Source organism: Pseudomonas sp. B6002 (assembly GCF_013385985.1).
Lineage (GTDB): Bacteria > Pseudomonadota > Gammaproteobacteria > Pseudomonadales > Pseudomonadaceae > Aquipseudomonas.
This window is the reverse complement of the sequence record NZ_JACAOY010000008.1, coordinates 14730-32001: the sequence shown is the minus strand read 5'-3', so window position 1 is coordinate 32001 and position 17272 is coordinate 14730. Positions and strand designations below refer to the sequence as shown.

The 17272-nt window shown below is 62.6% G+C and carries 19 protein-coding genes; 6 read left to right on the top strand and 13 right to left on the bottom strand.

Annotated features, from left to right (window positions below):
- Window positions 1–5: 5 nt before the first annotated feature.
- Genes HX792_RS12540 through HX792_RS12525 form a run of 4 tightly spaced genes read right to left on the bottom strand, consistent with a single transcriptional unit; the run spans window position 6 to window position 2621 of the window.
- On the bottom strand, window positions 6–566 hold the full coding sequence (locus HX792_RS12540; RefSeq protein WP_176996413.1) for a DUF6162 family protein: 561 nt from the start codon (window positions 564–566) through the stop codon (window positions 6–8).
- Window positions 563–886, bottom strand: a complete 324-nt coding sequence (locus tag HX792_RS12535) for a hypothetical protein (RefSeq protein WP_176996412.1) — start codon at window positions 884–886, stop codon at window positions 563–565. Before HX792_RS12535 ends, HX792_RS12540 begins: the two co-directional genes overlap by 4 nt.
- Window positions 883–1422, bottom strand: a complete 540-nt coding sequence (locus tag HX792_RS12530; protein ID WP_176996411.1) for a thiamine pyrophosphate-binding protein — start codon at window positions 1420–1422, stop codon at window positions 883–885. Before HX792_RS12530 ends, HX792_RS12535 begins: the two co-directional genes overlap by 4 nt.
- The gene (locus HX792_RS12525) at window positions 1419–2621 is read right to left on the bottom strand and encodes a PepSY domain-containing protein (RefSeq protein WP_176996410.1); all 1203 of its coding nucleotides are present in this window, start codon (window positions 2619–2621) and stop codon (window positions 1419–1421) included. The genes HX792_RS12530 and HX792_RS12525 overlap by 4 nt, the downstream gene beginning before the upstream one ends.
- Window positions 2622–2910: 289 nt before the next feature.
- Between HX792_RS12525 and leuC the strand changes: the two genes are divergently transcribed.
- Together leuC and leuD are read left to right on the top strand one after the other, a co-directional pair.
- Complete coding sequence (gene leuC, locus HX792_RS12520) at window positions 2911–4329, top strand: 3-isopropylmalate dehydratase large subunit (protein ID WP_176996409.1); 1419 nt, start codon at window positions 2911–2913, stop codon at window positions 4327–4329.
- The gene (gene leuD / locus HX792_RS12515) at window positions 4326–4940 is read left to right on the top strand and encodes a 3-isopropylmalate dehydratase small subunit (protein WP_176996408.1); all 615 of its coding nucleotides are present in this window, start codon (window positions 4326–4328) and stop codon (window positions 4938–4940) included. The genes leuC and leuD overlap by 4 nt, the downstream gene beginning before the upstream one ends.
- A gap of 124 nt (window positions 4941–5064) precedes the next feature.
- Here the strand turns inward: leuD and HX792_RS12510 are convergent, their stop codons facing one another.
- The 4 genes from HX792_RS12510 to HX792_RS12495 form a co-directional block, all read right to left on the bottom strand.
- On the bottom strand, window positions 5065–5979 hold the full coding sequence (locus tag HX792_RS12510) for a LysR substrate-binding domain-containing protein (RefSeq protein ID WP_218172654.1): 915 nt from the start codon (window positions 5977–5979) through the stop codon (window positions 5065–5067).
- Window positions 5980–6057: 78 nt separating this feature from the next.
- Window positions 6058–7362 carry a dicarboxylate/amino acid:cation symporter gene (locus HX792_RS12505; protein WP_176996406.1) on the bottom strand — a complete coding sequence of 435 codons (1305 nt, stop codon included), beginning with the start codon at window positions 7360–7362 and terminating at the stop codon, window positions 6058–6060.
- A gap of 94 nt (window positions 7363–7456) precedes the next feature.
- Entirely contained in the window at window positions 7457–8332 is an 876-nt protein-coding gene (locus HX792_RS12500) for an alpha/beta fold hydrolase (protein WP_176996405.1), read from the bottom strand.
- Window positions 8333–8560: 228 nt separating this feature from the next.
- The gene (locus tag HX792_RS12495) at window positions 8561–9022 is read right to left on the bottom strand and encodes a VOC family protein (protein WP_176996404.1); all 462 of its coding nucleotides are present in this window, start codon (window positions 9020–9022) and stop codon (window positions 8561–8563) included.
- 225 nt (window positions 9023–9247) lie between these two features.
- Here HX792_RS12495 and HX792_RS12490 point away from each other — a divergent pair, with 225 nt between their 5' ends.
- Genes HX792_RS12490 through HX792_RS12480 form a run of 3 tightly spaced genes read left to right on the top strand, consistent with a single transcriptional unit; the run spans window position 9248 to window position 11942 of the window.
- Entirely contained in the window at window positions 9248–10471 is a 1224-nt protein-coding gene (locus HX792_RS12490) for an SfnB family sulfur acquisition oxidoreductase (RefSeq protein ID WP_176996403.1), read from the top strand.
- A gap of 3 nt (window positions 10472–10474) precedes the next feature.
- Entirely contained in the window at window positions 10475–11140 is a 666-nt protein-coding gene (locus tag HX792_RS12485) for a methionine ABC transporter permease (protein WP_176996402.1), read from the top strand.
- Window positions 11141–11171: 31 nt separating this feature from the next.
- Window positions 11172–11942, top strand: coding sequence for a MetQ/NlpA family ABC transporter substrate-binding protein (locus tag HX792_RS12480; RefSeq protein ID WP_176996401.1), 771 nt, complete (start codon window positions 11172–11174; stop codon window positions 11940–11942).
- Window positions 11943–12043: 101 nt separating this feature from the next.
- Here the strand turns inward: HX792_RS12480 and soxR are convergent, their stop codons facing one another.
- A complete protein-coding gene (soxR, locus tag HX792_RS12475) occupies window positions 12044–12493 on the bottom strand; it encodes a redox-sensitive transcriptional activator SoxR (RefSeq protein ID WP_176996400.1) in 450 nt (149 codons plus the stop codon).
- A gap of 100 nt (window positions 12494–12593) precedes the next feature.
- Between soxR and HX792_RS12470 the strand changes: the two genes are divergently transcribed.
- Window positions 12594–12959 (top strand): antibiotic biosynthesis monooxygenase, encoded by a 366-nt coding sequence (locus tag HX792_RS12470; RefSeq protein WP_176996399.1) that lies wholly within the window; start codon window positions 12594–12596, stop codon window positions 12957–12959.
- On the opposite strand, the gene HX792_RS12465 is transcribed toward HX792_RS12470, so the two are convergent.
- The 4 genes from HX792_RS12465 to msuE all read right to left on the bottom strand — a co-directional run bounded on the left by HX792_RS12465 (window position 12948) and on the right by msuE (window position 17155).
- Window positions 12948–14051, bottom strand: coding sequence for a sigma-54-dependent Fis family transcriptional regulator (locus HX792_RS12465; protein WP_176996398.1), 1104 nt, complete (start codon window positions 14049–14051; stop codon window positions 12948–12950). The genes HX792_RS12470 and HX792_RS12465 overlap by 12 nt on opposite strands.
- An 11-nt stretch (window positions 14052–14062) precedes the next feature.
- Entirely contained in the window at window positions 14063–15250 is a 1188-nt protein-coding gene (locus tag HX792_RS12460) for an acyl-CoA dehydrogenase family protein (RefSeq protein ID WP_176996397.1), read from the bottom strand.
- A gap of 186 nt (window positions 15251–15436) precedes the next feature.
- A complete protein-coding gene (gene ssuD / locus HX792_RS12455) occupies window positions 15437–16582 on the bottom strand; it encodes an FMNH2-dependent alkanesulfonate monooxygenase (protein WP_176996396.1) in 1146 nt (381 codons plus the stop codon).
- Between the two features lie 9 nt (window positions 16583–16591).
- Window positions 16592–17155, bottom strand: a complete 564-nt coding sequence (msuE, locus tag HX792_RS12450) for an FMN reductase (RefSeq protein ID WP_176996395.1) — start codon at window positions 17153–17155, stop codon at window positions 16592–16594.
- Window positions 17156–17272 lie beyond the last annotated feature (117 nt).

The following is a 17272-nucleotide window of genomic DNA, read 5'->3' as shown; positions in this document are numbered from 1 at the left end:
CTCGTTCAGTGACGGTGCTGGCGGGTCACGCCGGCATCGAATTGCGTGACCACCTGCTTCCAGCCGGCCGCGATCAGCGCCGGGTCGGTCAGGTCGGAAGGGGGCGCGAGGTTGGCCTGGCGGTTGAGCCACACATCCGGCTCGCCATCGTGCACGCGCATCAGTAGCGAGCCGCTGGTGGCGGGCGCCTGGCTCAAGCCCAGGTAAGCCGACGGCGCAAGCAGTTGCCAGCGATGATCGCCACGGCTGACCGAACTGGCGTCCTGTGCAAAGGGCGCAAACCCTTCTTCGGCCAATTGCTGCGGCGTCGGCAGGGCGCTTTGCTCCTGTTGCAGCAGTTGAATCTCGTCCAGGGTCACCCGCAGGTCGGCGTAGATCCCTTGTTCGGCTGCGCTCAGGTCGCGGCGCGCGTCCAACTGGTGGCTGGGCACGGCGGCGACTTCCTGGCTTTCGCCATGCAGGGCAATCACCGAACCGGCCACGGCGAGGATGATCAGGCACAACAGCAGCACATAGAGGGTTTCGTGGCCGGCCCCGGCGGGGCGTACAACCTGTGTGGTACTCATTGCGGCTGGATATCCGCTTGGTCGATCTCAACGACGTGGCCGGGGCCGGCGTCGAACAGCACGTAGAACTCGGCCGAGGGCTTCTTGAAGGTCAGGGTCGAGTCCTGGCCGAGCTTGCCCGGCAACAGGACGGTTTCGTCGTAGCCGATCACGTCCAGGGTCACGCCGGGCGCGCCGCTGCCGTCGGAGAAGCCGCCGGTGCACTGGATCTGCTCACCGGCAATTTCCTTGCACTCGCACATCGGGTTGTGGGCCAGGGCCACGGTACTGAACCCGGCGCACAGCATTAGCAATACACGGGATAGGCGCTTCAACGTCATGGTTTGACTCCTTGCTTGTTCAGCCAGGCAACAGTGGCAGGCGAGGCCTGGCTCAGCGGGATGGAACCCTGGTGCATCGTGCCGTCCCAGCCTTCCATGGTGACCCACAGTTCGGCGTCGGCCGGGGTGCGCTCCGGCACTGGCAACATCGCGCCCATGCGGTACGGCGTGCCAAAGAAGATCACCCCGGCTGCCCGCAGGCTGCGCGGCTTGCCGATGCGCAGGTAAGTGGCCTTGACCTGTTCGGCGCAGGAGGCGCACAGGGCGGCGTTGAAAAACTTCATCGGGCCGGCCGGGTCGGGGCGCGGGCCTTCATTGCGAAATTCGGCGAGGGTCAGGCTCCAGGGCCCGACCTGCACTTCACCGGCCACCCGTTCGCCGATGCCGGTGTCGCCTCGGAACAACGCAGCGTCGGCAAAGTATTTGGGCATGAAGCCCAGCGGTACCAACAACAGCAGCACATTGATATGGAAGCGCCATTTCAGCCAAAAGGCCCGCAGTGGCGAAGGGGGTACAGCAGCGGCGACCTTGCTCATCGGTTGCCCTCCGTGGTTTCAATGCTCATGGCCGGTATAGGAGCTGCCTGGCGCGGGGCTTTGGCACTGCGCTTGAGCGCGTTGAGGGTGGCCAGGGCCGTGCGCTTGGTCCAGATCAGCAAGCCGCTCAGTACCATCATGCTTAACAGCAGGCCGAAGAAAGCCCAGATCAGCTTGACCCACAAACCGCCGAAGTCGCCGGTGTGCAGCGGGCGCATGGACTCGGTGACAAATTCCAGCGTCGAGCGGTTGGACAGCAGGTGCGACACCGCCACTTCGCCGTTATAGGGGTTTATCTGTGCGGTCTGGTACATCAACGGGTACCAGCCCCGGCCGCCGATCTGCAGATGGCTGTAGGCATTGAGTGGCAAGACCACAAAGCTGGTTTCCAGCCCCGGAATACGCTGGCTGGCAATTTCGATGGCTTCGTCCAGGGGAATCATCGGTGAAGGCACGCCGGGGGCGGACATCGGTACTTTCTCCCGGGCGATCACTGGCACGATGGGCTCGCTGGAGATGGAGATCTGGTTGTCGCCCAGGATTGCCTGGATCAGGAACCAGGTGCCGGTGATGGAAATGACTGCGATAAACCAGATCGACCAGATCCCGCTCAAGCGGTGGAAGTCACCCCAGAAGATCCGCGCGCCATGGCGGATGCGCAGGGTAGGGCGCAGGAAGCCTTTCCAGAAGCGCTTGTACACCACCAGCCCGGTGACCAGCGACGCCAGCAACGGCAGGCCAAGGAACGACACCAAATACCAGCCCCAGCTGTAGCCATTGGTGAACGGCACCAGCCACCAACCGTGCAGGGCGCGGGTGAATTGCTTGAAGTTGAATGACGGGCTCACGCCCTGGATTGCGCCGGTGTACGGGTTGACGTAGACCTCCACGGAGCGCCCGTCGGGGTAGCTGAGGTCGACGCTGAGGGCGAAATGGGTTTCATCCGGGCGAATGATCGACTGCACGATCACCTGCGGTTCGGCGCGCTTGATCGCGCTGATCACCTGGTCGTAACTCAGCGGCTCGGCGTCATCCGACGGCTTGCTGGCGCGGATGTCCGGGTTGGCCAGCCAGACAATCTCCTGGCTGACCACGGCCAGGGTGCCGGTGATGCAGACGATCAGTACAAAGAACCAGATGGGCAATGCCAGCCAACTGTGTACGAGAAACCAGAGTTTTGAGCGTGACTTCTTCGACATGTGAATGAGGGTCTTGATCGGAGGGGGGCAAAGAAGGCCCGGAAAAGGCCGGTCGTAGCTTTTGCTGACGCGACGGGCTGTATCTAAGTTAAGACGGATGAGAAGGGCAAATCCCTAAGCCGGATATGAAAGAAATTGTTTCAGGCTCACATTCAGCGTGGTTTGCCGCCGGGATCGAACACGAAACATGTTCCAAGCCATCACCCAGGCGCCATTGATGGGGCGGGGCGGCTGGGTAGGATGGGCGCATACCGTTGTGTGAGCGCCTACAAAAATGAGCCTAGAAAAAATGCCTGCCAGAACCCTCTACGACAAACACATCGATTCCCACACGGTGTGCCCCCTGGATGATCAGGGCCATGTCCTGCTGTACATCGATCGCCAGGTGATCAACGAATACACCAGCCCCCAGGCGTTCAGCGGCCTGCGCGAGGCTGGCCGTGACGTATGGCGCCCCGGCACGGCGCTGGCGGTGGTTGACCATGTGAATCCCACCACACCCCAGCGCATTGCGGCTATGCCAGACGCGGGCGGCGCGCGGCAGGTGTCGTATCTGGCGGAGAACTGCCGGGATTTCGGCATCGAACTGCTGGACATCCTCGACAAGCGCCAAGGCATCGAGCACGTGATTGCCCCGGAACAGGGTTTTATCCTGCCGGGCATGGTGATTGCCGCCGGTGACAGCCACACCACCACCTACGGCGCCCTGGGTGCTTTTGGCTTCGGCATCGGCACCTCGGAAATCGAGCACCTGCTGGCCTCGCAGACGCTGGTCTACAAGCGCCTTAAAACCATGCGCGTGACGGTCGATGGGGCGTTGGCCAAGGGCTTGACCTCCAAGGACGTGATCATGGCGCTGATCGGCAAGATCGGTGCCTCCGGTGCCACGGGCTATGCCATCGAGTTTCGCGGCGCCACCATCGACGCGTTGAGCGTCGAGGCGCGCATGACCATCTGTAACATGGCGGTGGAAGCCGGGGCGCGCGGTGCGTTCATGGCGCCGGACGAAAAAGTCTTCGCCTACCTCAAGGGCAAGCCGCGCGCGCCAAAGGGCGAGCTGTGGGAACAGGCGCTGGTGGGCTGGCGCCAACTGCATTCGGACGCCGACGCGGTGTTCGACCAGGAAGTCCATCTGGACGCCGGCACTTTGGAACCCATGGTCACCTGGGGCACCAGCCCCGACCAGGCTGCGCCGATTGGCGCCCGCGTCCCGGACCCGCAGGACGTCAGCGACCTGATCCTGCGCCAGGACATGCGCCGCGCCCTCAACTATATGGGCCTGGAAGCCGGCATGCCGCTGAGCGACATCGTCATCAGCCATGCGTTTATCGGCTCGTGCACCAACGCCCGTATCGAAGACCTGCGCGACGCTGCGAGCGTGGTGCGCGGCAAGCACGTGGCCGACCATGTGCGGGCGATGATCGTGCCGGGCTCCACCGAAGTGCGCGACCAGGCCGAGGCCGAAGGCTTGGCAGCGATCTTTATCGACGCCGGTTTCGAATGGCGCCAATCTGGCTGCTCGATGTGCCTGGCGATGAACGACGATGTATTGGCCCCAGGCGACCGCTGCGCCTCCAGCACCAACCGCAATTTCGAAGGCCGCCAGGGCGCGGGGGCGCGTACCCACCTGATGAGCCCGGCGATGGTCGCTGCCGCAGCGATCACCGGCCGCCTCACCGATATTCGCCACTTTGGAGACCGCGCATGAGCCTGCAACCGTTTACCCGAATCACCGGCAAAGCCGCGCCGATGCTGGCGGCGAATATCGACACCGACGTGATCATGCCCAAGCAGTTTCTCAAGGGCATCGACCGCAGTGGGCTGGATCGTGGTTTGTTTTTTGACCTGCGCTTCTTGCCTTCCGGCGAGCCCAACCCCGCATTCGTGCTGAACCAACCGGCCTGGCAAGGCGCGAGCTTCATGGTGGTGGGGCCGAATTTTGGCTGCGGCTCCAGCCGTGAACACGCAGTGTGGGGGTTGAAGCAGACCGGGATTCGCGCGCTGATCGGCAGCAGTTTTGCCGGGATTTTCTATGACAACTGCCAGCGTAATGGGGTGTTGTTGATCACGCTGGAGGAGGCGGTGTTGCAGAAGCTGGGGCAGGTCGTGAGCCAACCCGAGCAGGCGCAGATCAGCGTGGACCTGGAGGCCCAGGCCATTCATTTGGCTGACGGCCAGGTGATTCCGTTCCAGATCGACACCTTGCGCAAGACGGCGCTGTTGCTTGGCCTGGACGCTATCGGTAGTACCTTGCAGCGCAGCGAGCAGATCAAAGCTTTTGAACGCCAACACCTGCAAGCCAACCCCTGGCTCAACTGACACACCTCGGTCCAAATGTGGGAGCTGGCTTGCCTGCGAAAACGGCGGGTCAGCTTACTCATCTTTCACTGATACACCGCCATCGCAGGCAAGCCAGCTCCCACAGTTGATCGGGTTTAAATCTCTATATTGATAGACCCTTGAAGTGCTCCTGCAAAAACTCCACACACGCCCGCAGCTTCCCTGAATACGCCAACCGTGTCGGGTACACCGCCCACACGTTGGCACTTTGGGTGTAGTCGTGCAGCACCTGCACCAGCTTGCCTTGCTCCAACAGCGGCTTCACATCCCACATCGAGCGCAGCAATACACCGCGCCCGTCCAATGCCCACTGCAACACGATCTCGCCATTGTTCGATGACAGCGGCCCGCGCACGCGCACACTTTCAGGCGTGCCGTTGTTCTCAAGGTTCCAGATGCCAAACGCGTTATCGCGCTCCTTGAGCACCAGGCAGTCGTGCTGCTCCAGGTCGCTCAATTGTTGCGGCGTGCCCTTGCGCTGCAGATAGGCCGGCGCGGCGCACAGCACGCGGCGGTTGCTCACCAGGCGCCGGCCGATGTGTTGCCCGGGGATGTCGTCGCCCACGCGGATCTCCAGGTCGAACCCTTCGCTGACGATGTCCACCACGCGGTCGAACAGGTCCAGGCGAATTTCCAGGTCCGGGTACTGCTCGGCCAGCAATGACAGGGCCGGGGCCACGTGGTTGCGGCCAAAGCCGAAGCTGCTGCACAGGTGCAAGTGCCCACGCGGGCTGTCATGGGCGTCGGAGAGTTCATCGGACAGTTGCTGGAAGTCTTCCAGGATACGCACCGCCCAGCGCTGCACCCGTTCGCCGTCTTCGGTCAGGGCTATGCGTCGGCTGGTACGGTGCAGCAGGCGGGTGGCCAGGGTGGTTTCGAGGATCTGGATGCGCTTGCTGACATACGCCGGCGACAGCCCCAGCTCATCGGCGGCGGCAGCGAAGCCGGCCTTGCGGATCACGGTCAGGAACACCCGCAGGTCTTCGGGTAGGGGCACGGTATCTTTCTTATGAGTCATCAGAAACGAGGCTGGCGGCATGAGCCGCCAGAATAGCACCGGATCGGTGTGCCTTCCGGCACACCGGGCGGTCTTCGGTTATTCGGCCGCGATTTTGGCCTGGGCAGCCGCCCGGGCATGGCGGCCGCGCTTGAGGGCGATCGGTGCCATTTTCTCGCGGTCCAGTTCACCTTCCCACGCGGCGACCACCAGCGCGGCCACGGCATTGCCGATGATGTTGGTCAGCGAGCGGCATTCGGCCATGAAGCGGTCCACACCGAGGATCAGCACCATCGCCGCCACCGGCACCGTCGGCACCACGGCTAGGCTTGCTGCCAAGGCCACAAACCCTGCACCGACCACCGCCCCGGCGCCCTTGGACGTCAACATGGCCACCGCCAGCAGGGTCAATTGCTGCTCAAGCGGCAAGTGGATATTGGTCGCCTGGGCCAGGAACAGCACCGCCAGGGTCATATAGATGTTGGTGCCGTCCAGGTTAAAGGTATAACCGGTCGGCACCACGATACCCACCACGCCCTTGGACGCGCCCAGGCTTTCGAGTTTCTGGATCAGCTGCGGCAACGCCGATTCGGAAGAACTGGTGCCCAATACGATCAACAGCTCCGACTTTATATAGCCCATCAACTTGAAAATGCTGAAGCCGGCGTAGCGGGCGATGCTGCCCAGCACCACCGCAATAAAAAAGAACGCTGTGATGTAGAACGTGCCCACCAGCTTCAACAGCGGCAGCAACGAACCCACGCCGTACTTGCCGATGGTGAAGGCAATCGCGCCAAAGGCACCGATGGGCGCAACGCGGCTGATGATGCCGACGATGCGGAAGAACACCTCGCTGGCCTGATTGATCACACCCACCAGCGGCCGGCCCTTTTCGCCGACCATCACCAGGCCCACGCCAAACAGCACGGAGACGAACAGCACCGGCAGGATTTCACCCTTGGAGAATGCATCGAAAAACGTCGTGGGGATCACATGCAGCAGGAACCCGGTGACGCCTTCGCCGTGTTCGGCCTGGCCGACAAAGCCGGCGATGGCCGAGCTGTCGAGGGTCTTCACATCGATATTGAAGCCCACGCCCGGGTGCAGCAGGTGCGCGGCGAGGATGCCGATCAACAGGGCGATGGTCGACACCACCTCGAAGTACAGCAGCGCCTTGCCGCCGACCCGGCCCACCTGCTTCACGTCATGCATGCTGGTGATGCCGGACACCACCGTGCAGAAGATGATCGGGCCGATGATCATCTTGATCAGCTTGATGAAACCGTCGCCCAAGGGTTTGAGGTCGACGCCGATTTGCGGCCACACATGGCCGATCAACACACCCAGCGCGATAGCGATGAGCACCTGCACGTACAGGGTTCCCAGCAGTTTTTTGAGTGTCATTGTTATTATCTCAATCGTTTTTTGGGCAAAGCGAACCCGTCGCAGGCCAACAGCAGCCTGCGAGGCGGGTTCATCAGGTCACGGGGTTACAGCATCATCGGAGGAAGGCCAGGACTTCGCCCAGCAACAGCTCGGGGGCTTCTTCGGCAATGTAGTGGCCGGCCGGCAAGGCCTTGCCACGCACGTCGGTGGCGACTTTCTGCCACTCCTTGAGTGGCTCGAAACAGCGCCCGACCGTGCCCTCGGCGCCCCACATCACCAGCACGGGCAGGTTCAGGTGATGGCCGGCGTCGATGTCCGCCTGGTCGTGTTCAAGGTCAATACCGGCGGCAGCCCGGTAGTCCTCGCAGATGCCGGTGGCGCTGCCCGGCAGTTTCAGGCAGCGCAGGTATTCGGCGAAGGCTTCGTCGGTGAACGGCTTGAGCCCGGCGCTGCGGCTGCCCATCACGCTGCGCAGGTACAGCTCGGGGTTGCTCTCGATCAAGGCTTCCGGCAACGGCGCCGGGCGGATCAGGAAGAACCAGTGCCAGTAGGCGCGGGCGAAGGCTTCGTCGGTCTGGGCGTACATCGACAGGGTGGGGGCGATGTCCAGCAACACCATGCGTTGCACGCTGGCCGGATGGTCCAGGGCCAGGCGATGGGCGACGCGGGCGCCGCGGTCATGGGCCAGCACCGAGAACGTGTCAAACCCCAGGGCGCTCATCAGCTCGACACCGTCGCGGGCCATTTCGCGTTTTGAATAGTTAGTGTGACGCTCGTTGGCCGGCGGCTTGCTGCTGTCGCCGTACCCGCGCAGGTCGGCGGCCACCACGGTGAAGTGCTCGGCCAGTTGTTCGGCGACTTTGTGCCAGATGACGTGGGTTTGCGGGTGCCCGTGCAGCAGGAGCAGACCGGGACCTGTACCGCCTTTGCGGTAGCTGATGTCCACGCCGTTGACGTGGCAGCTGTCTTTTTGGAATCCGGCAAACATGGAATGACTCCTTGTGATGATTGCCTGCATCCTGAAATCACGCAGCCTTTGGGGCAAGGGGGAAAGCGTGGAGGGGTTGTTCATGAAGTGTGTAGCTGCGGTAATCCATCTGACAAACACCCACCCCTGTGGGAGCTGGCTTGCCTGCGATGGCATCAGCGGGGTGTGTCTGATGCACCGAGTTGACTGCATCGCTGGCAAGCCAGCTCCTACAGGGGGTATGGCTTGTCAGCTTTGCTGGAACATCTCCATGGCTCGCTGGCGGATCTGCGCTTCGGTCAGGTCCTCCTTGTGGGTGGCCAGGAACCACACGTGGCCGAAGGGATCCTTCAGCGTGCCGGAGCGGTCGCCGTAGAACTGGTCCTTGGGCTCGGAGATCGGCGTGCCACCGGCGGCGATGGCTTGTCTGTACTGGGCGTCGACATCCGCCACATACAAATGCAGGCCCACACTGGTATGGCCGTCCCGCGGGCTGCCGAAGGGGCTTTCGTCGCAGGGCGAGCCGAGCATGATCGGCGAGTCGCCAATACGCAGTTCAGCGTGGCCGACCTTGCCGTCGGGCATGTCCAGGCGCATGACTTGGGTGGCATTGAAGGCTTTCTTGTAGAACTCTATGGCTTCGGCAGCCTTGTCGACGCCCAGGTAAGGCGTGAGGCTGTGAAAACCTTCGGGGATGGGTTTGACGCTCATGGCGTTCTCCTTGTTTGAGGTGGGGGAGTCACGGCCGTTTAACTATAGGCCACGTGTCGCGCGGGCTGCGGCCAGCCGACGAGGTGTTCGCCAGGCAACAGCGAACGGGCAGATTGCTGCGCCATCAGCGGGTGTTGCCCGCGTTTTCAGGGCCAAAGTGCCTGTTTCCGGGCTCGGCACAGAAGCTGCAATAGCTCAGGCAAACCATTCGCCCGAGAGCGTTGTATGCCTGTACTGCCTGTATCTGCCGATTACCCGATCCACACCCCCGATGCCGAAATCATTCGCGACGAAGCCCACGCCCTTGCCGTTGCCCACCGCGTTGCCGCGGTATTGCTGGAGCAGGACGCCGAGCGCGACCGCACGCGCCACGTGCCCGCCGAAGTGGTCGACCTGTATTCCAACAGCGGCCTGTGGGGCATCAGTGTGCCGCGTGATTTTGGTGGGGCGCAGGTGTCTTACGCAGTACTGGCCCAGGTGATTGCGATTATCTCGGCGGCTGACCCCTCGCTGGGGCAGATCCCGCAGAACCATTACTGCCTGCTGGAAGACATCCGCCTGCAAGGCACGCCTGAACAGCAGGCGCATTTCTTCGGTCTGGCGCTGCAAGGCCATCGGTTTGCCAATGCGCTGTCGGAAACCGGTGGCAAACATGTGCAGGACATCCAGGCGACGATTCGCCGCGAAGGCGATGGCTACGTGATCAACGGGCGCAAGGGCTATTGCACCGGCTCTTTGTACGCCCATTGGCTGGCGGTGCTGGCGCTGGATGAACAGCAAAACGCGCAACTGGCCTTTGTAAAGCGCGGCACCGAGGGCCTGGTGGTGGTGGATGACTGGGACAGCATGGGCCAGCGCACCACCTCCAGCGGCACGGTGCTGGCCGAGCAGTTGCGGGTGCCGGCGTTCAACCTGTTCCCGACGCACAAATCCTACGATTCGCCGACATTGGCCGGCCCTTTCGCCCAGCTGACCACCGCCGCCATCGATGCCGGTATTGCCCGCGCCGCGCTGCGTGACACGGTGCAGTTCGTGCAGCGGTTCGCCCGACCGTGGATCGATGCCGGTGTGGAAAAAGCCAGCGAAGACCCGTTGACCATCATCCAGGTCGGCGCCCTCGACATTCGCCTGGAAGCCGCTGAAGCCTTGCTGGAACGCGCGGGTTACGCGTTGGATGCGGCACGCCCCGCACCGGACGAAGACAACGTCGCCCATGCCTCCCTGGCGGTGGCCCGGGCCAAGGTGCTCACCACCGAAATCGCCATCGAGGCCAGCAACAAGCTGTTCGAACTCGGCGGCACTCGCTCGACCTTGAAGAAGCACAACTTCGATCGCCATTGGCGCAATGCCCGGGTGCACACCCTGCATGACCCGGTGCGCTGGAAGTACCACGTGGTGGGCAACTGGCTGCTCAACGGCGCCAAGCCGCCGCGTCACGATTGGTCATAAGCCATGGCCGAATTGTTTAAACACATCTACTGGGCCGACATCGGCCAGGCGTGCCTGGAAACCCTGAGCATGCTCGCTGCCGCCCTGGGTTTTACCGTGCTGCTGGGGCTGCCGTTGGGCGTGGTGTTGTTCCTCACCGGTAAACGCCAGTTGCATGAAGCGCTGGGGGTGTACCGCGTGCTGTCGGTGGTGGTCAACGTGTTGCGTTCGCTGCCGTTCATTATCTTGCTGATTGTGTTGATCCCGCTCACCACCTTGCTGGTGGGCACTTCCCTGGGCGTGCCGGGCACCATCCCGCCGCTGGTGGTGGGGTGCACACCGTTCTTTGCACGGTTGGTGGAAACCGCGCTGCGTGAGGTCGATCGCGGTGTGGTGGAGGCTACCCAGTCCATGGGCGCCAGTACGTGGCAGGTGATCCGCCACACGCTGCTGCCGGAGGCCCGGGGCGGGCTGCTGGCGGCGGTGACCGTGACTTCGATTGTGCTGGTGGACTACACCGCCATGGCCGGGGTGATCGGCGGCGGAGGCCTGGGTGACCTGGCGATTCGCTACGGCTACCAACGGTTCCAGACCGACGTGATGGTGGTCACCGTGGTGCTTTTGCTGGTGCTGGTGCAGGCCCTGCAGATGACCGGTGATCGCTTGGTGGCGCGTTACAGCCGCCGTTGAAACTTATAAAACTACTGCCTTCGGAGCCTTCATGAAAAAGTCCCTGGCCATTTTGGCCGCTGTCCTGTCGTTCAATGCGTTTGCCAACGAGAAACTGGTGGTGGGCGCCACCCCGGTGCCCCATGCGGAAATCCTCGAGTTTGTGAAGCCGGTGCTGGCCAAGGAAGGTGTGGACCTGCAGATCAAGGTCTTCACTGACTTCATCCAGCCCAACCAGCAGTTGGCCCTGAAGAACCTCGATGCCAACTACTACCAGTACCGCCCGTTCCTCGATGACTACAACAAGACCCGCCACACCGACCTGGTGCCGGTGGTGGGCGTGCACATCGAGCCCTTTGGCGCGTATTCGACGCGCATCAAAAACATCTCTGAGCTCAAGGACGGCGCCACCGTGTCGATCCCCAACGACCCGGTCAACACCGGCCGTGCCTTGGTGCTGCTGGATGAAGCCGGCCTGATCAAGCTCAAGGACCCGAGCAATACCCTGAGCACGCAGCGCGATATCGCAGAGAACCCCAAACATCTGAAGATCCGTGAACTGGAAGGCGCCTTGCTGGCCCGTTCGGTGAGCCAGGTGGACCTGGCGTTTGTGTTTGCCAATTACGCGCTGGAAGCGGGGATCGACACCAACAGCGCGTTGATCGTGGAGAAGGGCAAGTCGTTGTACGTGGAGTACCTGGTGGCACGGCCGGATAACATCAACGACCCGCGCATCCAAAAATTGGCCAAAGCCTTGAACTCCGACGAAGTGCGCCAGTTCATCCTGACCCGCTACAAGGGCCAGATTGCGCCGGGTTTCTGACCCGAGCGCAGATCAAATGTGGGAGCTGGCTTGCCTGCGATGGCGTCCGCAAAATCGCCATCGCCGGCAAGCCGGGCTCCTACAGGGATTGGGTTTTCAGGTCAGATTTCGGGTGTGGGTTCCAATAGCTGAGCACCCGGGCCACGCTCACCCAACTGGTCATCCTGGTTACGCAACGGGCACGCCTCCATCGACAAGCACCCGCAACCAATACAGCCATTGAGCTTGTCCCGTAGCAACATCAGCTTGTTGATGCGCTCATCCAGGTCTTCCCGCCACTGCGCCGACAACCGTTCCCAATCCTGGGCGGTGGGCGTGCGGCCATCCGGCAGCGTCTGCAACGCCTCGCCAATCGTCGCCAACGGAATCCCCAGGCGCTGGGCGATCTTGATCACCACCACCCGTCGCAACACGTCCCGTGGATAACGCCGCTGGTTGCCCGCATTGCGGTTGCTCTTGATCAACCCCTTGGTTTCGTAGAAGTGCAGCGCCGTCACCGCCACGCCACTGCGGGCGGCCAGCTGGCCGACGGTGAGTTCTTTGTTCAGCATGACAATCTCCGAAACAGCGCTTGACCTTGACTTAACTAGAGGTTTTACCCTGCGCTGCATCGAATCGCAAGATTCTGCCTACAGAGAGAGGGGAGTGTTCATGCAGGTATCAGAGAAGAATCGCAGTTTCACTCAACTGATCGAGTTCCAGATCGAGCCTCAGCAACAAGGCGCCCTGGTGGCGGCCCTGTCCATCCAGAGCGAGCGCCTGGCAGAGGGCCATGGCGGTTTTTTGAGTGCGAGCGTGCAGGTCAGTGATGACGGACGGCGGGTGCTCAATTACCTGCAGTGGCAGTCCCGCGAGGACGGCGAAGCGGCATTCCAGCGCTTTGAACAGGGCGAGGAAGATTTCTGGACCCTGATCCGCGCCCACCAGGCCACGGCCGTGACCTTCGGTTCGTTTCAGGTGCTGCGCAGTTTTGAGCGCAGCCATGACAACGCGTTGCACTGCCGCCTAAATGGATAAGTGCAACATGCGCTCGCCTTGCACGTTTTCGCCGGGGCGACGTTTGTTCACCGCCAGCTCGCCGATCTTGATCAGGCGGGTGCGCGTCACGTTACGGCTCAGGCCCAGCAAGTTGGCGGTGTGCACCTGGTTGTAATGGCTGAAGCGGTAGGCCGCCCGTAGCAGCGCGTCCTCGACTTTTTCGTGCAGGGCGCCGGCCTGTTCCTCGAAGAGTTTTTGAAAGGCGCGCTCCAGCAGGGCTTCGGCGCTGTTGTCGGCGCTGTGCTGGCTGTCGTCCTGACGCTCGATGCGCATGTTCGACAGGCGCAGGTCATCCCGTTCGATCACGCCGTTACGGCAGATCAACAGGGTGTGGTGAATCACGTTTTCCAGCTCGCGGATGTTGCCCGGCCAGCTGTAGCTCTTGAGCTTGTGCTCGGCCTCGCGGCTGATGGTGATCGGGCCGTAACCCAGGCGCTGGCTGTAGGCCTCGATGAAATGCCGGGTCAGCGGCAGGATATCGCCGGGGCGCTCGCGCAGCGGGCTGAGTTCCAGGCTGACCACATCGAGGCGGTAGTAGAGGTCTTCGCGAAAGTGCCCGGCGTTGATGGCCTTTTCCAGTTGCACGTTGGTCGCGGCCAATACGCGCACATCAATGGGAATGCTCTTGCGTGATCCCAGGCGTACGACTTCACGTTCCTGTAGGACACGCAGCAACTTGACCTGGATCGCCATGGGCAAGTCGCCGATCTCATCGAGGAACAAGGTGCCGCCGTCAGCCTCTTCGAACCAGCCGGCCTTGGCGCTGAGGGCGCCGGTAAAGGCACCTTTTTCGTGGCCGAACAGTTCGGCTTCCACCAGGGATTCGGAGAACGCGCCGCAGTTCACCGCCACGAACGGCCGGTTACGGCGTGCGCTGAGGTTGTGGATATGCCGCGCCACCAGCTCTTTACCGGTGCCGGTTTCGCCGATGATCAGCACGCTGGCTTCGCTGGGCGCCACCTGCTGGATATGGTCGAGCAGCGCCTGGGATTTGGGGTCTTCGAAGACCTGGGCCGTGGCGCGGATCGAGGTCGCGAGGGCGGGCGAGGGCGGTAGGGTCAGAAGCTGCATGGGCACCTCTCTCAGGAGTAGAACGTGGGAATTGGCAGGGATTGGTTCAAGGCCCAGTCCCCCAGCTCGTGGAGTTTGTAGTCCACCGGGTCGTGCAAGGTCTGGGTGCGCAGGTTGCGCCAGTGGCGGTCCAGGCGCAGTGAGGCGTGGGTGGAGCGTGCGCCGGTGACTTCAAACAGCCGGCTGCACAGGTCCAGGCCCTGGCGAGTGGCGGCGACCTTGGCGGTGGCGATGGCGATGGCCAGTTGACCGCGCTCGGTTTCGCTGAGGTTCGGGCCTTTGGCCCAGGCTTGATCGAGCAACTCGGCGGCGCGTTCGACCAGCAGGCGTATCCCTTCGAGGGCGACCCAGAACTCACCGTAGTGATGCAACACATAGGGGTCGTGGCGCACGTCATCGGCCGAGGATTTGTGCCACGAGCGGGTTTCGGTGAGGGTGTAGTTCCGTGCTTCCTCAAAGGCGCCTTCGGCAATGCCGAGGAACATATGGGTGAACGTCAGCTGTGCAATCAACGGGCGCAGGCAGGCAAAGGGCGTGCTCAGCGGGCCCGGATCGAGCAGCAGTTCCGACTCTTCGACACGCACCCGCTCGAAGCTGGCGCTGCCGCTGTCGGTCTGGCGCTGGCCGATGTTGTTCCAGTCATTATGCAAGGTGATGCCGCTGCGCCCGCTGGGGATGGCGGCGATCAACAGTTTGCCGCCGGCACTTTCATCGACGGCGGAGGCGATCAGCATTTCCGAGTCGCTGGCGCCGGAGCAGAAGCTCTTCTTGCCGGAAAACTCGCGCCAGCCGCCGAAGTCCTTGACCACCGTGCGCGTGTCCAGCGGGTTGAGAGCGTTGCCCCAGAACCAGTTCTTGCGAGCGGTCTGTTCGAACCAGGGTTGCCATTGGTCCGGGCGTGCAAACAGGCGCACGGTGGCGAGCATCAAGTGATGAAAACCGAAGACATGGGCGATGGAACTGTCGACCTTGGCGAACTCACGCACGATGCCCAGGGTTTCACTCCAGCGCGCGCCGAGGCCGCCGTATTGGGTGGGGATGCTCAGGGCCAGCAGACCGCTTTGACGCAGGGCATCGCGCTCGGCTTTGGGCGTGCCGCCGCGCTCATCGCGCTCGACGGCGGTGAGGGCGAATTCGGCGGCGAGCAATTTGGCGGTCTGCGCAGGCGATGGCAGGACGCTGTGGGGTTTGGCTGTCACGCGGTGTTCCTCAATAAGACGATCGAAATTCGGGCACTATCTGATGGGTGATGACGATTAATGTGGGAGCTGGCTTGCCTGCGATGGCATCACCTCGGTATCACTGAAACACCGAGTCGCCTGCATCGCGGGCAAGCCCGGCTCCCACAGAAAAGCAGTGTCCCCATCAAGCAGATCTCAGCGCTCTCAGGCCTTGTCTTTTGTGGGCAGCACATCGTTGGCAATCATTTCGCCAAACGGGCCCGTTAGGTTTGTCACGCCGCGCCCGGCCAGGCTGGCGTACGGCTCGGGCAGCAATGGGAACACCAGTTCGGCAAAGCGATAGGCTTCTTCCAGGTGCGGGTAGCCGGAGAAAATAAAGCTCTCGATCCCCAGGTCCGCGTATTCCTTGATGCGCTCGGCCACTTGCTGCGGGTTGCCCACCAGCGCCGTGCCGGCACCGCCACGCACCAGGCCGACGCCGGCCCACAGGTTGGGCGCGATTTGCAGGTTGTCGCGGCGCCCGTCGTGCAGCGCGGCCATGCGGCGCTGGCCTTCGGAGTCAAAGCGCGAGAACGATTTTTGCGCGGCGGCGATGGTGTCGTCGCTGATGTGTTCGATCAGTTTGTCGGCGGCTTTCCACGCCTCTTCTTCGGTCTCGCGCACGATCACGTGCAGGCGAATGCCGAACTTCACGGTGCGCCCGTGGCGTGCGGCGCGCTCACGCACATCCGCGAGTTTTTGTGCGACGGCAGCAGGCGGCTCGCCCCAGGTGAGGTACACGTCCACCTGCTCGGCGGCGAGGTCGTGGGCGGCGTCGGAAGAACCGCCGAAGTACAGCGGCGGATACGGCTTCTGCACCGGAGGGTAAAGCGCCTTGGCATTCTGTACGCGCAGGTGTTTGCCTTCGAAATCGACTGATTCACCCTGCAATACGCGGCGCCAGATGCGCAGGAATTCGTCGGTGACCTCATAGCGTTCGCTGTGGTCGAGGAAGCTGCCGTCACCGCGATTTTCGTCAGGGTCGCCACCGGTCACCACGTTAATCAGCAGGCGGCCATTGGACAGACGGTCCAGGGTGGCTGCCATGCGTGCGGACACCGTGGGCGAGATGATGCCCGGGCGGATCGCCACCAGGTAACGCAGGCGTTCGGTCAGCGGCACCAGCGCCGAGGCGATGACCCAGGAGTCTTCGCACGAGCGCCCGGTAGGAATCAACACGCCGTGGTAACCCAGGCTGTCAGCCGCCTGGGCGACTTGCTTGAGGTAATTGAGGGTGACCGGCCGTGCGCCTTGGGTGGTGCCCAGGTAATGCCCGTCGCCGTGAGTCGGCAGAAACCAGAAAACATCCATGACAAATCCTTAGGCGATTTTCAGCAAAGAAGGGGCGTGCGCTGCAAACAACGGCGCCGCGCGTTCGGCCGCCAGTTGGATACGGGCCTTTAACAACTCGCTGGTGATTTGGTAGTCGGTGAAGTCGGCCTCGGTGGCGTACACGCCAATCGGCAAGGTCAAGGCCTGGAAGAAGCTGAACAGCGGGCGCAACTGGTGATCGAGCACCAGCGCGTGACGCTCGCTGCCACCGGTGGCGGCGAGCAGCACGGGGGTGTTGATCAGCGCGTTCAGGCCAATCAGGTCGAACAAGTGCTTGAGCAGGCCCGGGTAGGAGCCGCGATAGACCGGTGCGGCAACGATCAACAAGTCGGCCTGTTCGATGGCCAACAGTTGCGCTTCGACTTCGGCGGGCAGTTCATCGCGTGACAACGCGCCGCCCAGCGGCCGGGCGATATCGCCCAGTTCGATCACGGTGGCCTGGATCGGCAGCAGGGTGGCCAGTTCAGCCAGCACGGCGTGGGTCAGGACGAGGGTACGGGACGGACGCCAGGTTCCGCCGGAGAGGGCAACGACATTCAGGGGACGGGTCATGAACAGTTCCTTTTTCAACAGTGGTTCATAGCAGGTGAGGTCAAACGTGTTGAGCAAGAGCTGTACCAAAGGTGCAAAGCCTTGATTGGCGTGGGCTGCAGGCTCACTGCTGAGAAA

Excerpts from the sequence above, each read along its gene's own strand:
- HX792_RS12540 (WP_176996413.1), bottom strand. The coding sequence starts at position 566 with ATGAGTACCACACAGGTTGTACGCCCCGCCGGGGCCGGCCACGAAACC.
- HX792_RS12535 (WP_176996412.1), bottom strand. The coding sequence starts at position 886 with ATGACGTTGAAGCGCCTATCCCGTGTATTGCTAATGCTGTGCGCCGGG.
- HX792_RS12530 (WP_176996411.1), bottom strand. The coding sequence starts at position 1,422 with ATGAGCAAGGTCGCCGCTGCTGTACCCCCTTCGCCACTGCGGGCCTTT.
- HX792_RS12525 (WP_176996410.1), bottom strand. The coding sequence starts at position 2,621 with ATGTCGAAGAAGTCACGCTCAAAACTCTGGTTTCTCGTACACAGTTGG.
- leuC (WP_176996409.1), top strand. The coding sequence starts at position 2,911 with ATGCCTGCCAGAACCCTCTACGACAAACACATCGATTCCCACACGGTG.
- leuD (WP_176996408.1), top strand. The coding sequence starts at position 4,326 with ATGAGCCTGCAACCGTTTACCCGAATCACCGGCAAAGCCGCGCCGATG.
- HX792_RS12510 (WP_218172654.1), bottom strand. The coding sequence starts at position 5,979 with ATGACTCATAAGAAAGATACCGTGCCCCTACCCGAAGACCTGCGGGTG.
- HX792_RS12505 (WP_176996406.1), bottom strand. The coding sequence starts at position 7,362 with ATGACACTCAAAAAACTGCTGGGAACCCTGTACGTGCAGGTGCTCATC.
- HX792_RS12500 (WP_176996405.1), bottom strand. The coding sequence starts at position 8,332 with ATGTTTGCCGGATTCCAAAAAGACAGCTGCCACGTCAACGGCGTGGAC.
- HX792_RS12495 (WP_176996404.1), bottom strand. The coding sequence starts at position 9,022 with ATGAGCGTCAAACCCATCCCCGAAGGTTTTCACAGCCTCACGCCTTAC.
- HX792_RS12490 (WP_176996403.1), top strand. The coding sequence starts at position 9,248 with ATGCCTGTACTGCCTGTATCTGCCGATTACCCGATCCACACCCCCGAT.
- HX792_RS12485 (WP_176996402.1), top strand. The coding sequence starts at position 10,475 with ATGGCCGAATTGTTTAAACACATCTACTGGGCCGACATCGGCCAGGCG.
- HX792_RS12480 (WP_176996401.1), top strand. The coding sequence starts at position 11,172 with ATGAAAAAGTCCCTGGCCATTTTGGCCGCTGTCCTGTCGTTCAATGCG.
- soxR (WP_176996400.1), bottom strand. The coding sequence starts at position 12,493 with ATGCTGAACAAAGAACTCACCGTCGGCCAGCTGGCCGCCCGCAGTGGC.
- HX792_RS12470 (WP_176996399.1), top strand. The coding sequence starts at position 12,594 with ATGCAGGTATCAGAGAAGAATCGCAGTTTCACTCAACTGATCGAGTTC.
- HX792_RS12465 (WP_176996398.1), bottom strand. The coding sequence starts at position 14,051 with ATGCAGCTTCTGACCCTACCGCCCTCGCCCGCCCTCGCGACCTCGATC.
- ssuD (WP_176996396.1), bottom strand. The coding sequence starts at position 16,582 with ATGGATGTTTTCTGGTTTCTGCCGACTCACGGCGACGGGCATTACCTG.
- msuE (WP_176996395.1), bottom strand. The coding sequence starts at position 17,155 with ATGACCCGTCCCCTGAATGTCGTTGCCCTCTCCGGCGGAACCTGGCGT.